Raw genomic sequence first — 14,676 nt, 5'->3', positions numbered from 1 at the left:
CTCCCCCTTGCGCTTGAAACTCAGTTTGTTCTGCGGGACCAGAATCCAGCGTGAGCAGCTGCAGCTTCGTCCTCCAGCAGCGGCCCCAGCACTTCGATATCCCGCTGCCCGCGGGAGAGCACCTCGCGACAGGGCAGGTCGAAGGTCGGATTCTCAGGGTCATCACCGGTCAGCTCGAGCAGACGATGCTCCGAGAGCGCGTAGACGATCCGGCCGATGCCCGTCCAATACACAGCGCCGGTGCACATCACACAAGGTTCGGCACTGGTGTACAAAGTTGCCGAAGCCAGCTGCTCGGGGGTGCACTGTCGTGCCGCATCGGCTGCGGCTCGCAGTTCAGCGTGCTGAGTCGGGTCGCCTTCGGGCGGCATCGAGTTGTTTCCTGCGGATGCCAGCACCGTCCCGTCGGCTGCAACGACGGTGGAGGCGAAGGGGTGCCGGCCACGATTCTTCGAGTCTTCAGCCAGTGCGATGACGTTTCGGAGCTGGTCGAGGTCCATTTCACTGACGGTGGCTGCCGACTGTGTCTGTGTCATATCTCTATCCATTTCTTCATTGTTCTCATTGGGGGTTGTTCTGTTGATGAGCGCATTGAGCAGCACAGCGACGATGGCGCAGAGGAAGATGCCGCTCTCCAAGATCAGCGAGAGTGGGCCTTCGACGGAGTCCAATAGAGAAGGCATCGCCATCGGCAGCACGCCAACACTCAGCGAGATCGCCACGATGAGGGAATTGTGTGTGCCTTCGTACTTCACTCGTGCCAGTTCTTGGATTCCCGCGGCGGTGGTCATTCCGAACATGACGATTGCGCCTCCGCCGAGGACAGCGGGAGGGATGGCGGCAACGATCGCACCGGCCTTCGGGATCAGCCCCATGACCACCATGATGATGCCCGCGACTGCGACGACGTAACGGCTCCGTACTTTTGTCATAGCGATGAGGCCGGTGTTCTGGCTGAAGGCGTTGAGGGGAAAACCGTTGAAGATTGCACTGAGCATCGTGGCAAGGCCCTCACCGCGGAAGGCGTTTCCGAGGCGGCGGGTGGTAATTGGTGTGTCGACCATCCGTCCGATCGCCAAGGTGTTTCCCGTGGTCTCTGCCATAATGACGATCATCGCCAGGGTCATGATGAGAATCGGCACGAGGTCGAACTGGGGGATGCCGAAGCTCATCGGCACGGCAATGCCAACCCATGCGGCGTCGGAGATTCCGCTGAAGTCGCTCAGTCCCATGAACATAGCCGCAACGGTGCCGACCGACATGCCGATGAGGACCGACAGGCTGCTCATGAGGCCCTTGAAACACACATAGACGACCACGGTGACCAGCACGGTGAGCAAACCGATGAGCAGATGCTTGGGAGCACCGAACGAGTCGCTGCCTTCACCGCCGCCGAGCCATCCGGCTGCTGCAGGCATGAGCGAGATTCCGACCGTGGTGATAAGGCATCCGATGACGACCCGGGGGAAGAAGCGGAGCAGGCGGGAGAACAGAGGCGCCAGACCGATAGCCAGGAGGCCTGCGAACATGACTGAGCCGAAGACATGCTGAATGCTGTATTCGGTGCCGATCTGCATCATGGGTGCCAGGGCGATGAACGACGCTCCCTGAATCAGCGGCAGCCGTGCACCGAACCTCCAGATTCCGAGAGTCTGCAGCAGAGTCGCCAGGCCGCCGATGATGAGGTTGCAGTTGATGAGGATGACGATCTGCGGTTGTTCCAGCCCCAGGGCTCCCCCGAGGATCAGAGGAACTGCCACTACGCCGGCGTAAATGACAAGAACGTGCTGGAGACCCAGCGTCAGCATCGACCGTACAGGCAGGATCTCATCTACCGGGTCGACCACAGCGACGCGAGCATCGTTGACCGCGAGTTTCATGGTGCACCTGCTTTCATTGCTCAGTGAGGGAACAAGTGCGACAGTATTGTGCTGGCGCCGATAGAAGAAATGAGTTTCCATCGATCCATTCGATAGATTGGAGTCATGCGACTCAGCCTGGAACAAGTGGAAGCCTTCGTGCTCACTGTCGAGCACGGTTCCTTCTCTGCAGCGGCGCGGGCCCTCGGCCGCACCCAGTCGACAATCAGCTCAGCAATCGCCTATCTCGAGATCTCACTCGATGTCGCACTCTTCGACCGCAGCACCCGTGTACCGACGCTCACGGAAGCTGGGCAAGCCCTGCTCTTGGAAGCTCGCGCACTCTATGACCGCGCTGTGACGTTCGAGCGGCACGGGGACGCTCTTGCCGATGATCAGGCCGCGAGCATCACACTCGCAGTGGGCGTTCCACCACAGCAGATCATGCCGGTGCTCGACGAATTCGCAGAGGCGTTTCCCCATACCGATCTCATCATCAGGAATCCTGACCGCGGCGACGCGAGTCGGCTGGTGTTAGCCGATGAGGCGGAACTCGGTATCGCCTTCCTCCTTCCGGAATACCCCGATGCACTCGGCTTTCATCAGATGGGCAAACTGCTCATGACCCACGTGGCACACCGGGACCACCCGCTTGCACGGATTCATACTCCCAGCTTCGATGAGTTGCGCGGCTACCGTCACCTCGCCTACATCTCGCACTCGAGCGCGTTGCCGACGAGCGAATACCTGCAGTCGACACAGACATGGCACACTGATTCTTACGAGGCCCTCACAGCACTTGCCCGGTCTGGTCTAGGCTGGGCGACGCTGCCCAGGCAGCTCGTCCTGGCAGAGATCGATTCCGGGGAGCTGGTCGAGCTTCGACTCGATGCCTACCCGTTCACCGATTGGCTCGTCTCCGTCGATCTCATCTGGCATCGTGGCCGGCGCTTCGGTTCGGTAGAGACTTGGTTGCTTGATCGACTGCGCCGTCATCGGGTGCATGAGATTGCCGAGGACGGGCAGGATACTATCAGGATGCGGTGACCTTCCGTCGCAGGTCGATGAAGTCATTTCGACCGCGGTCCGTCGCCCATCTGAGATCGTACTGAACTCACATGGCGACTGAAAGAGCTCGCCCGCGCTGATACACCACTTTTCCTGCCGAGATCGTTGTCTCGACTCTGATGTCACCTAGCTGACGTCGATCAACGTCAAAGGGATCGGAGTCAAGAATGACAAAGTCCGCCGATTTTCCGACTTCAATGCTCCCGGAGACGTCCTCATAGCTGTTGGCACGAGCGGCTTCGAAGGTATAAGCACGAAGCGCTTCTTCGACTGTGATCTCCTCGCCCGGCAGCAGCGGTTCGTTCTGAGCGACCTCGTCCTGCCCATGCGGGTCGGCCGGCGGAGCCGTTCTGTTCACCGCGACGTGGATTCCCCAGATCGGGTCGGGACTCGAAACCGGCCAGTCACTCCCGAACGCAAGCCGGACGCCGGCGTCTCTCATCGTTGCGAATATGAAGTGATGGGCTTGCTGGTCATTGTGAAGAAGTGGGAGTTTGGTCTCTACGAGGACAGAATCTCGACGGGCCCAAAGCGGCTGGACGTTGGCGATCAGTTCGCTCGACGCCATTCTGGCGAGATCCTCGGGATCCGCAATGTCCAAATGCGCGATCTGATGGCGGCGGCCGGTGGCAGGACCTACTTCCTGAGTCAGCGCGTCAACCGCGAGCTTGAGAGCTTGATCGCCCACAGCATGGATGTGGATGTCGAAGCCATGCCGCTCGACTCCCCGAGTAATCTCGTTGAGTTCGTCGGCCGTGAACATGAGCAGCCCGTGTTCATGATCATGGCCACGATAGGAGCGCTTGAGGGCTCCAGTGAGGTTCTCACACACTCCGTCGAGCATGATCTTCACAACGGTGACCTGAACACCGCCAACGCCACGGTCGCTCTCGACTCGTCGGATCAGGTCTCGACGCTCCTTGAGCGTCTCGATCTGCTCGGCGTAGGGCACGTCCCGATCCCACCAGAGCGCGGCGGTGACTTTGCTGTTGAACGCGCTCGCTTCCGCCATAGACAAATAGGGAGGGTAAGTGTCGATAGGCGATCCCGTGAGCACTCCGACGCCTGCGTCCTGCCATCCGACGATCCCCAGAGAGTGGAAGTACTCCTGGGCACTGGCCAGCGCCTGCTCCACGTCGCTCGATGTGGTCGCCGGCAGCAGGTTCTTGACGAGCTCTGCAGCGGTCTCAAAGAGCAGACCAGTGGGTTCGCCGGATTCATCCCTGACGATCCGACCGCCGTCGGGGTCCGGAGTTTCACGGTCAATACCGGCAGCTTCGAGTGCTCGCGTGTTCACCCAGCAGCCGTGAGCATCGTGGCTGTCGAAGACCGCGGGTCGGTCTGAGATCACGTAATCGAGGTCGTGCCGGTGGGGAAATCCTCCTTCGAAGACGTCGCCGTACCAACCGGCGCCGATGACCCATTCGTCCTCTGGATGGTTGTGCACGTACTCGGCGATGCGTTCAAGGTAAGCCCGATATCCGTGGATATCGTCGAGGTTGCAGTGGACGAGGTTGATGCCGCCGAGTACCGGGTGAGCATGCGCGTCGTGGAAGGCAGGTATCAATGTCCGACCCGACAGGTCGACCACCTCAGTGTCGGAGCCAGCCACGCTGTCGCAGTCCGCGGTGCCGAGGGCGATGATCTGCCCATCGGCAATCGCTACGGCGTCGGTGGTCGGATTTGCGGAATCAACCGTGTAGATGGTTCCGCCTCTGTAGATGCGATCGGCACTCGGCACAGACGCTCCTTCGTTTTCGCTGTCGATTGGTGCGGTCAGGTATGTTTGTGCGCTGGGTGATGCTGGTGACATACAGCGATTCACTTCAGCCCGAGCGCGTGCAACGGGCGTCGCAGACTGTAGAGGACGAGGCCAGTAGCGAGGCTTATTCCAGCCATGAGTGAGAAGAACGCGACTTCACTCATACCTCCGTAGAGTTGGCCCATGAATCCTGAGAGACTGGCGCCTGCGGCAGTCGTCAGTCCCCACAACGCCATCATCTGGGCATTGAACGCCTGAGGAGAGAGCTGGGATGCTGCCGACAATCCGATCGGGGCGTACATCACCTCGGTGACGCCCATGACGATCATGCCGATGATGACGGGGACGAGCGGAATTCTGCCGTCGAAAATCATCGGATAGACGGCGAAGAGGGCGAAGGTCAGCGTCATCATGAGGAAGCCGAGGCCGAGTTTCGAGCAGGTGCTCGGCACAGCGCGGTTCGAACGACCTGCGACCTTCTGCCCGTAGGCAGCAATTAGCGGACCGGCGATGATCCCAGCGATGACCTCGAAGGTGCTGATATAGGCGGCTGGCATGGAGTAGCTGCCGATCGTCAGCGTGACTCGGGTATCGGCGTAGACAGCGAAAGTGGTGAAGAGCTGAAGGATCATCGTCCAGAATATGGTTCCTGTGATGAAGAGTGGGATGAAGGCTTTGACTCGCTTATGTTCCTCGGGGGTCACTTTCTTCGAGCGCAGCATAACGAGGAAATACATGATGCTGACGATGCAGATCGTCGCCAGAACGTAGTTGTTGAGGTTGCCGGTGGTCAGCACCCCCGTACCCACCAGGACAGCGATGAGGATCAGGAGTGAGATACCGACTCCAGCAGCCTTCCACTTCCCAGACGAAGCGATCGGATTGGGAACCACGCGTGCTTCTTGCGGCACGGTATTGCGGCCGAGGAAGTAAGTGGTGAGGCCGACGAGCATGCCGACGGCAGCGGCGCCGAATCCGTAGTGGAAGCCGAACTCGGCCTGCAGGAAACCTGTAGCCAGAGGCCCGACGAGCGCCCCGACGAGAATGCCGGTGTAGAAGATTGCGTAGCCTGAGTCTCGCCGTGGCGAGTGCTCCTTGTAGAGGCGGCCGACCATCGTATACACGTTGGGAGTCAGGGCCCCAGTCCCGATTGTGATCAGGGCGAGTCCGATGATGAGCCCTGCCAGGCCCGGTACGGTCGCCAACGTGATATGACCGGCCATGATGATGACTCCGCCGGCCATGACCATGGTCCGTGCAGGGACGAGACGGTCGGCGAACCATGCGCCGATGGGCTGTCCCAGGTAGACAGCACCGCCGTAGGCCCCGGTGATGGCGAGGGCTTCACCTTCCGAAAGCCCCAATCCTCCGTCGCCCGCTGTGTAGTAGATGTAGTAAGCGAGGATGACCTGAAGGCCGTAGAAGCTGAAGCGCTCCCACATCTCGATGGAGGATAGCGTGTATAGGCCGATCGGCTGCTTGCGCTCGGGTCTGGATGCGGGGCTCATCGCGGCAGAATCTGTCGGTTCTGCTGAGTCGGCGATCTGCGAATTGGACATGACTTCCTCGGCATGTTGAGTGCTCTGTCGAGCATGGGATTCTGTGCAGATCGGCAAGGCGAATCATCGGCTTACCATCTGCGCTGAAGAGGCAGTTCGAGCCTAATGAGCGCGCTTCGACAGTTCCAATAGTCGTTGTGGATGCTCTCTGTCTGATTTTCAGATGACCGGTTCCCCAGGCTTGGCGGGACTCAATTGCGAGTAATGTGGAGACCCCGAGCCGATGAGGATCTATGCCGCACATTGACGACTACGTCCACCCCTTCGCCGAGGTGGCGCTGAGCAACATCACCCGCGAATATCCGTTCGCCTCCCACCATCTGGCGCGGAGTCTCGCCGACATCGTGCCCGCTGTGGAGAAGCACCCCGCGTTCGCGAACTCCTATGACTGGCATTCGAGCGTGCACATGCACTACCTGCTGGCGTCACTGCTGGAGACGGAGGTGGCCCAGGGTGCCGGTTGGCGCGAACGCGCGCTCGACGTTCTGTCTTCACACCTGAACGAGGAGAATATGTTCGCCGAGGCGGCCTTCCTCCGTGAGAATCCGTCGTGGGAGCGGCCGTATGGCTGGGCCTGGGCGGTCGAACTCAATCGGGTGCTCAATGCCAGTGACCTTGCGGACTTGCGGGCGCTCGGCGCAAATACTCAGGTGCTCGCGGATACGGTCTTCGATCTTGCATCGACGTGGCTGCCGAAGGTGGCCGCGCCGGTTCGGCATGGCGTGCACTCGAATACCGCGTTTGGGCTGCGCCGAATCCTCCTCGGGGCCCGGGCAGCGGAGCGGCACGATGTAGTCGATGTCATTGCCGGCGCGGCTCGTCGGTTCTTCGCCGAGGATGTCGCGTGGAACTTCCGCCAGGAACGCAGCGGTCACGACTTCCTCTCCCCCGGCTTGTGCGAGGCCGATCTCATGGCTGAGATCCTCACCGAGGATGAGCTTGCGTCTTGGCTGCCAGAGTTCCTTTCCGAGCTGTCCCCCGAAACACCAGCTCTCACTCCAGTCAAGGTCCTCGACCCGACCGACGGTCAGCAGAGCCACCTCTATGGTTTAGGACTCTCAGTCGCGGCATCGGTGATGCGTTTAGCCCCGAAGTTGGAGACGATTGCGGAAAAGACTGGCCGCGACGAGCCTATGGCCCAAGCCAAGGGCATGCTCACGCGGGTCGATTCGCTAATGGCGCCTGGTCTCGAGGCTGCAGTCTCCGATGAGTACGTGTCCTCTCATTGGCTCGCGACGTTCGCTTGGGAGACTATGAACTTGCGCTGTCCCTGACAATGTTCGCTCTCACCACCGACGACGTCCACTGCCACGATCTACACGGTAGTCCGGCCAAGGCAGGTCGATCGGGGCTTCAAAATCAGCCGGCAGCAGGGCGGGCATCGGCTCTTCCGCGATCCGCGACTCAAATTCCTCTTTCGCCTGGGTCAAGACGTCCGGCGAAGTGAGTAAGTCGAGGAACGTCCCTGTGATCGTCTTTCCAGCTGTGAGTATCGTTGGTGCGATGAGCTCGGGCATCCCGCCGAGTGCGTTCATCACCCATCCTGGGTACGGTCCAGCTCCAGGCGCCAAGGCGAGCGCAGGCCGCGATACATAGAACCTGACCAGCGGCGCGTAGTGGCTCATCTCAACGTAGTCGTCGCTTGTCCAGTTTCGTTGCCATGCGGGCATCTGCTCTCGCAACTGTCGTTCGGCCTCCTGCGGTTCGATGAGCCGTTCCGTTTCAGGAAGGAACGGCTTCGCGCTGACCTCGGCACCCAGATTCCGCTGCACTTCTTGGGCGAGCGCCACCGCCTCGGATCCGTACATTGGTGGCCCCACCTCGGCGAGGTTGTCATACAGGGTCTGCGCGAGCACATGATTCGTGCGCCCCGGTCGGCTCCGGGCCACCCACCGTTCCTCGACCGAACAATGGGCCATCATTGCGGCAGCAGTCGCATTCCTGTCAAGAACAGCTAGGACATGCTCGGCCATTTCGATGTCCGGTGTCCGCCAGGAGAATTGCACCCGTGCCACGCGTTGAGGAAGATTATCGGCAGTCGCCTGACCATCGGTGAGGATGGCATCGGTAAAGCTCCACCCTCCAGTGGCCGGCAGCATCGAATCGAGCATCGATCGCGAGGAAGTGAGCATCTGAGTCAGCGCGAGATTCGCACCAGGGGCACGCGCCGCCGAATGCGAAGCCGGGATGGGCGAATGCGGGTCCGCGCTGGACAGCTGCCAGGTCTCGGGTTCGTCGCAGAGGAACGAATAGACCTTGCTGTAGTACGCCCCGCACTGAGTGTCCCATCGCGCGGTGTTGCACAGCGGGAGCATATAGAAGGGGTGGAAGGACACGATCGCGTCCGCCACGTCGTAGTAGCCACGCAACCCGTGGACGACCTTCGAGCCGTGCATCTTCTCGGCGGGTTCGCCGGTATAGAGAAGTGTGCCGGTGATGCCGTGGGTAGTCATGGCGTGCTTCGTTGCGAGTAGCCCGGCCAAGGTGGAGATGCCCAGTGCCGAGTGTGGATCCGTGTGTCCAGGTGCGAATCGGGAGAGCTCGCCTCGAGGCTCCTCGTGAGTTGTTGCCGCCTGTGAGTTTCCGGGCACAGCGTCGTACTCGGCATAGGTAAGTAGTGTCGGCCCGCGGCCATTCGACCACCGGGCGCTGAATGCCGTCGGCATTCCACCTGAACCATCCTCGACCTCGAAGCCTTCTTCGCGCAGCCGTCGCACGTACCACGCCTGCGAGTCGAATTCTCGCCAGGCTGGTTCTGCCAGTTCCCAGATATGGGTATGCCAGTCGAGGAGATCACCGATGTGCTCGTCAATCCACGCCCGTGCTGTGTCTTTGATGCTCACTTGTTCACTCCCCACTCAAAGTCGATTCGGATCTTGGCAGTCCGCTTCGAGCCACTGCGATTTCGTCGTCCGCCCTATACCGGCAGACTCCATCGACCCACGTTTCAAGGACCGATATAGTCGCAATCTCGTCTCCCGGGACCTCGAGCAGGTCTGCCTCGAGCACTGTGAAATCTGCTCGTTTACCGACGGCTAAGGACCCAAATTCGTTGTCCCTGCCCAATGTGATTGCGCCCTCGAGTGTGTGGGCACGTAGTGCTTCCTCTACCGAAATGCGCAACGAATCCGGGCCGAGCTTGCGCCCTCGGCGGGTGATGCGAGTGACCGCCGCCTGGATCGCTTCGAGAGGTCTGGGTTCGGCCACCGGGGCATCCGAGGACAAGGTGATCGGCACGCCCGCATCCCGGAACTCCCCCAGCGGGTTGAACCTTTCTCCTGGTGTTCCGATGGCCTGTTCGACGCCTTCGCCCCAGTTGTAATAGTGCTGGGTCTGGTTGACCGGCCTGATCCCGAGCTGCGCCATCCGTATCACTTCGGCCGGGTCAGGGAGTCCGCAGTGTTCGATCCGGTGACGAGCGTCCGTATCGGGACGTTCAGCCATGGCGGTTTCGATGGCGTCGACGACCATCTTGATAGCGATCGGCGATTGCGCGTGAGTGGCTGTCTGCAAGCCAGCGTCGTGGGCCCGGCGTAGCAGTTCGGAATATTCTTCGGGAGAGTGATAGAGCTGACCGGTCCGACAGGGATCGCCGAGGTACCCGTCAGGGAAGTAGGCAGTCCATCCTCCCAGTGTCCCGTCGGCGTAGAGCTTGATACCTGCGGCGGAGAGGAAGGCGTTGCCGAACGGTCCGGTGAGACCGAGGCCGAGCACTGCGTCAAGAAGGTGAGAGAGGAAATACATCGACACTCGTATCTGGAGCCCACCTCTGTCGGCCATGCCGAGGTAGGCGGCGAACTCACGTTTCGAAACCTGAGCGTCCCCGATAGCAGTGACGCCGCCTTTGAGGAATTCGCTCTGAACGATGTCGAGTTGCCGCTGATGCTCGGCTGCTTCATCGCCGAGGTGGAAGTTCGGCCCGTGGTGACCGATCTTCACTCCGTCCAGTCCGGTGAGAATATTGCAGGCGGCGTCTGAGAGTTCGCCGGTCAGCTCACCCTCCGAGTCGCGGAAGAACTCGCCTCCCTCAGGATTCGGAGTATTCCGGGTGACACCGAACTTCTCGAACGTGAATGTATTGACCACTCCACCGTGGCCCGAGGCGTTCATGATGTATACCTCGCGGTCACGGGAGACCTCGTCGAGTTCTCGCCGAGTCGGATGTCGGCGTTCGACGAGGTTACGTTGCTCATACCCGTACCCACGTATGGGCATACCGGAAGGAAGTTTCGCTGATTCCTGACGCAAAATCTCAATGATCTCGGGGATCGAGGTTGCTGCGTCTGGGGAGACATCGATCCAGGTGTGCAGCTGTCCGTACATGAGCGGGTGCGCATGCGGATCAATGAAACCAGGGACGATCGTGGCCTGTGGGAAGTCGACGTGGACGGGATTGAGTCCACGGTCGGCGGCGACCGCCTCGGCGTCGGTGATAGTTCCCACCGCGAGGACCTGCCCCCCGCCGATCAACATCGCCGAGGCAGTCGGTTGACTGCCATCGACCGTGCGGATCATTCCGGCGGTGATGAGGGTAGGGGTGGAATCGCGGGCATCATACGTGGCCAGGTGTCTCACGGGGATCTCCTCGAAAAGCGCGTGACAGGTCAGGGTTGGGCGGGTTCGATTTCATCGCTGTGCTGCGGAGCCAATGCCGTCGCGATCCACGCCACAGCAGAGAGGAATCCGAAGAGGCCGATCACCGACCAGATTGAGCCGGTAGCGGCCATGAGCGAGGTCGCGACAATGGGCGAGAGTCCACCCCATACGGCGGCGCCCACGCCATAGGCCAAGGACATCGAGGTGTAGCGCGCCTGCGGGCGATACATCTGAGTGAGGAGTGCTGACAGAGGCGCCCAGGTCGCGCTCATCGTCACGCGTATTGCGCAGACGAAGATGTAGATCAAAGTCACCGTGTGGTTCTCGATGGCGAGGATGAGCGGGATGGAACAGATGAAGGACAACCCCACACCGAGGTACATGAGGCGCTTTCCGCCCCACTTGTCACCGAGCCACGCCAACGGAAGAGTGACGATGGCTTCGAGGAAGGATGCGAGGGTCATCGCTCCGAGGATGATCGAGGCGGCGAGTCCGATCTCCTCGCTGGTGGCATAGCTCTGGACATAAGAGGTTGCGAGATAGTAGCCGCCAGAGGCGATCGCAACCATCCCGAATCCCAGGAGCACGGGATACCAGTTGAAGCGCAGTGTATGGATGATCGGCGTCGACTCACTGGAGCCGCTCTGCTGGAAGACTGGAGTCTCTTCGACACGCAGTCGAACCCAGATGCCGACGGCGATGAGGACGATGCTGATGAGGAAGGGCACGCGCCATCCCCAGCTGAAGAGAACATCGTCACCCATGAGCGAGAGTACCCAGAAGGCGCCCGATGAGAGAAGAGCGCCCAACGGATTACCCAGTTGCGTGAACCCTCCGTAGAACGTTTTGAACTTCGGTGGAGCGCTCTCGACGGCCATGAGACTCGCGCCTCCCCATTCACCTCCGACAGCCAGCCCTTGGACGATGCGGAGCACGATGAGAAGCACCGCTGCGGTCATGCCCCACGTGTCATAGCCGGGGAGACAACCGACGAGGACCGTCGCAATGCCCATCATCATTAAGGTGATGGTCAGTGCCGGTTTGCGACCGAGTCGGTCACCGATGTGCCCGAAGATTATTCCTCCGAGCGGGCGGACGAAGAATGCTACGGCGTAGGTCCCGAATGAGGCTAGCGTGCCGAGCGTGCGATCGACTTCAGGGAAGAATACCTGCGGAAAGACGATCGCTGCAGCCGTAGCGTAGACATAGAAGTCGTACCATTCGATCGTCGTTCCGACGGCAGCGGCAAATCCCGATTTGAGCGCTCGCCGGTGCGAACGTTCGGGTGCTGTGGGTGCTGGGGTGGTCATCGTGAGCTCCTTTGCTCGGATGGGCCGCGACTGCTTGTCAATTTCCTGACGGCGGTGGGCTTGAAGCGATGTTAGAACGGTTATCACCCGGAGTCACGACGAATGATTCGCAACTATCGGGATAGAACTGCTGATCTGTCGACTCGACCGATCTCTTCCGCGAGAATGTACGGCAATAGTTCGCACCTACCGTCTAAATGGAGGAGCATTGGTACAGACGGAGGATTCTCACCTCGACACTGCTATCATCCGCATGCTTCAACACGACGGCCGTGTCAGTGTGCTCGACCTCGCACGATCATTCGGTGTATCTCGACACCACATCGCCGAACGATTGCGGATCCTCACTGAACGCGAAGGGCTGCGAGTGGTCGCGGCCCTCGATCCTGGAGTTGCCGGCCATCACGTGCTCACACATTCGATGGTTCGTATCGACGGGCCGGTGCGTCCCGTTGCCGAGGCAGTTGCTCAGCTTCCCGACGCTGTGTTCGTGTCGATTACTAGCGGCGAGCGGCCTCTGGTTTTCGAGTCACGCCACGGCTCGAGCGCCGAGTTGCTCGAGACTCTCGAATTGGTCCGAACGATTCCCGGGGTTCGTGAAATAAGAGTGACGACCTATGTCGACGTACTGCGCGGATTCTTCGTCGCTCAGAACCGTCAGAAAATCCTTTTGGACGACGTGGACCACGAGCTCATCAGTGCTATGCAGGACGACGGCCGGGCCAGTTTTCGGGCGCTTGCGAAGATAGTCCATCGGTCACCATCTGCTGTACGTACACGGGTGCAACGACTCATTTCTGCTGGAGTCATACGTATTGCAGCCATCAAATCTGGCGGATTGTCCACCAATCGTTTCGCGACTGGTCTGGGCATTGCGCTCGCGGGTCCCTCCGAGCCCGTCCGGCAGTACATCCTCGAATCCGACTCGATTGAATTCGCCGCGCGCTCTCACGGCGCTCACGATTTCATCGCCACTGCAGTCGGTTCCACCTCCGCCGAAGTGCTTTGCACAATGGAAGATCTACGGGCACTCGACGAAGTTGCCGCTGTGGAATCTTGGACCCACTTCGACCTCATCAAGGAAGACTATGCGCGAGCGATTGGAAAGTTAGCATAGTCTGTAGACATGAGCGAAACTCTTCGCGTAGTCGCAGCGGTCTTCCACGCCGGCAATCAGGTGCTTGCGTGCAGACGTAAGCCGGAAAAGACCGCAGGTGGCAAATGGGAATTTCCTGGCGGAAAAGTTGAGGCGGGAGAATCTGCCGAGGAGGCGCTCCAGCGAGAATTGACCGAAGAACTCAGCCTGGAAAACAGCTCGATCGGAAGCTTGATATCGCGAGACACCACAACGACCACCCGAACGTCGATTGATCTCGCTTGCTATTGGGCTGAAACCGAAACACGTCCTCAGCGGAGCACTGATCATGACGAGCTTCGCTGGTGTTCCGTGGAAGAGCTTGACCACCTTGATTGGGCTGAACCAGACCTTCCAGTAGTACGCCTCATCCAACGAAATGGGATCAATGCCGAAGTTGACGAGAAAGAAGGCTAGCTGTGGCTGAACCTGCAGGGCTTCGAGAGGCAGCAATCTCTTGGTTGCAGATGCGAACGGACGGAGGTCGTGACCCGCTCACTCGAGAAGAAATTCAAGACTTTCAGTTCGACGGCAAGCAATTCAAACTGCAATCAACTCAGCAAGGAATCCGAAAACCTAAAGGATTCTCGTCAGCGCTTTCAATCCAAACTGTCTTCCGCGGACCGGGCCAAAAAAGGCCATACGAGGACGCCATCGGCGATGATGGCCTGATCAGATACATGTGGCGCGGAGACGATCCCTTCTTTTCCGAAAACATTGGCCTCCGAAACGCAATGGAAACGCAGGTTCCAATTATCTGGTTCTGGGGTGTAGGCATGCAACCTGCACGTTTCCAGGTAATCGCACCGACGTATGTCGTCGGTGAAGAACCTCGAGAGAAGCGGTTCCTATTGACGACACCCGAAGATGCCAGTGACATCAGCGGGATCGACTTTTCTACACAAGAGTTTGTAGCTAAGCGCTACCTCAGGCGGATGGCGAAGGTACGTGTCCACCAACCCGTATTTAGATCCACCGTGCTCGCAGCGTATGAGAACCGCTGTTCAGTCTGTAATTTGGCGCATCCGCCGCTTCTCGACGCTGCACATATCGTGAACGATTCCGACGAGAAAGGGGTGCCTTCAGTAGTTAACGGTTTAGCGATGTGCAAGATCCATCACGCTGCGTTCGACAAATTCTTCCTTGGAGTCCGTCCAGACTATACGGTCGAAATCCGCCATGACCTTCTCAAAGAGATTGACGGCCCTATGCTCAGACATGGTCTGCAGGAACTTCACGGAATGAATCTCATGACAGTCCCAAAGCATAGGCGAGATCGCCCCCAGCATGAACTACTCAAATACAAATATGAACAATTCAAGAACGCTACAGCTGCTGATATTGCCTGAACTATTCACCATATGGCAGCCGACCAAACTGGCGTGTC

General features: G+C 59.6%; 11 protein-coding genes. 5 read left to right on the top strand and 6 right to left on the bottom strand.

Features of this window, described 5'->3' with window-relative positions; genetic code table 11:
• Positions 1–20: 20 nt before the first annotated feature.
• The gene (locus tag AC239G_RS01640; RefSeq protein ID WP_487489664.1) at positions 21–1,880 is read right to left on the bottom strand and encodes a solute carrier family 23 protein; all 1,860 of its coding nucleotides are present in this window, start codon (positions 1,878–1,880) and stop codon (positions 21–23) included.
• Between the two features lie 105 nt (positions 1,881–1,985).
• On the opposite strand from AC239G_RS01640, the gene AC239G_RS01635 reads away from it, so the two are divergent.
• Positions 1,986–2,906: a LysR family transcriptional regulator gene (locus AC239G_RS01635; RefSeq protein WP_259358252.1), complete on the top strand. Its 921-nt coding sequence runs from the start codon at positions 1,986–1,988 to the stop codon at positions 2,904–2,906.
• A gap of 67 nt (positions 2,907–2,973) precedes the next feature.
• Here AC239G_RS01635 and AC239G_RS01630 read toward each other — a convergent pair whose 3' ends face one another.
• Both AC239G_RS01630 and AC239G_RS01625 read right to left on the bottom strand, forming a co-directional pair.
• Positions 2,974–4,539 carry an amidohydrolase gene (locus tag AC239G_RS01630; protein WP_259358251.1) on the bottom strand — a complete coding sequence of 522 codons (1,566 nt, stop codon included), beginning with the start codon at positions 4,537–4,539 and terminating at the stop codon, positions 2,974–2,976.
• A 209-nt stretch (positions 4,540–4,748) separates the two neighbouring features.
• Positions 4,749–6,248, bottom strand: coding sequence for a peptide MFS transporter (locus AC239G_RS01625; RefSeq protein WP_487489663.1), 1,500 nt, complete (start codon positions 6,246–6,248; stop codon positions 4,749–4,751).
• Positions 6,249–6,481: 233 nt separating this feature from the next.
• Here AC239G_RS01625 and AC239G_RS01620 point away from each other — a divergent pair, with 233 nt between their 5' ends.
• Positions 6,482–7,522 carry a DUF2891 family protein gene (locus AC239G_RS01620; protein ID WP_487489662.1) on the top strand — a complete coding sequence of 347 codons (1,041 nt, stop codon included), beginning with the start codon at positions 6,482–6,484 and terminating at the stop codon, positions 7,520–7,522.
• A 12-nt stretch (positions 7,523–7,534) separates the two neighbouring features.
• On the opposite strand, the gene AC239G_RS01615 is transcribed toward AC239G_RS01620, so the two are convergent.
• From AC239G_RS01615 to AC239G_RS01605, 3 genes are read right to left on the bottom strand one after another with little or no spacing between them, the layout of a single operon-like run.
• On the bottom strand, positions 7,535–9,091 hold the full coding sequence (locus AC239G_RS01615) for a zinc-binding metallopeptidase family protein (protein ID WP_487489661.1): 1,557 nt from the start codon (positions 9,089–9,091) through the stop codon (positions 7,535–7,537).
• Positions 9,092–9,095: 4 nt separating this feature from the next.
• Positions 9,096–10,823 carry an amidohydrolase gene (locus AC239G_RS01610; protein WP_487489660.1) on the bottom strand — a complete coding sequence of 576 codons (1,728 nt, stop codon included), beginning with the start codon at positions 10,821–10,823 and terminating at the stop codon, positions 9,096–9,098.
• A gap of 29 nt (positions 10,824–10,852) precedes the next feature.
• Positions 10,853–12,154 (bottom strand): MFS transporter, encoded by a 1,302-nt coding sequence (locus tag AC239G_RS01605; RefSeq protein ID WP_487489659.1) that lies wholly within the window; start codon positions 12,152–12,154, stop codon positions 10,853–10,855.
• Positions 12,155–12,362: 208 nt separating this feature from the next.
• On the opposite strand from AC239G_RS01605, the gene AC239G_RS01600 reads away from it, so the two are divergent.
• From AC239G_RS01600 to AC239G_RS01590, 3 genes are read left to right on the top strand one after another with little or no spacing between them, the layout of a single operon-like run.
• On the top strand, positions 12,363–13,271 hold the full coding sequence (locus tag AC239G_RS01600; RefSeq protein ID WP_420095919.1) for an Lrp/AsnC family transcriptional regulator: 909 nt from the start codon (positions 12,363–12,365) through the stop codon (positions 13,269–13,271).
• Between the two features lie 9 nt (positions 13,272–13,280).
• Complete coding sequence (locus AC239G_RS01595) at positions 13,281–13,706, top strand: (deoxy)nucleoside triphosphate pyrophosphohydrolase (RefSeq protein ID WP_420095920.1); 426 nt, start codon at positions 13,281–13,283, stop codon at positions 13,704–13,706.
• Positions 13,707–13,708: 2 nt separating this feature from the next.
• Positions 13,709–14,638, top strand: a complete 930-nt coding sequence (locus tag AC239G_RS01590) for an HNH endonuclease (protein ID WP_487489658.1) — start codon at positions 13,709–13,711, stop codon at positions 14,636–14,638.
• Positions 14,639–14,676 lie beyond the last annotated feature (38 nt).

The sequence above is a fragment of the Brevibacterium sp. Lmc1 genome (genome assembly GCF_057654315.1).
Note: the sequence above shows the minus strand (reverse complement) of the source record. Positions and strands in the feature narration are given on the sequence as shown.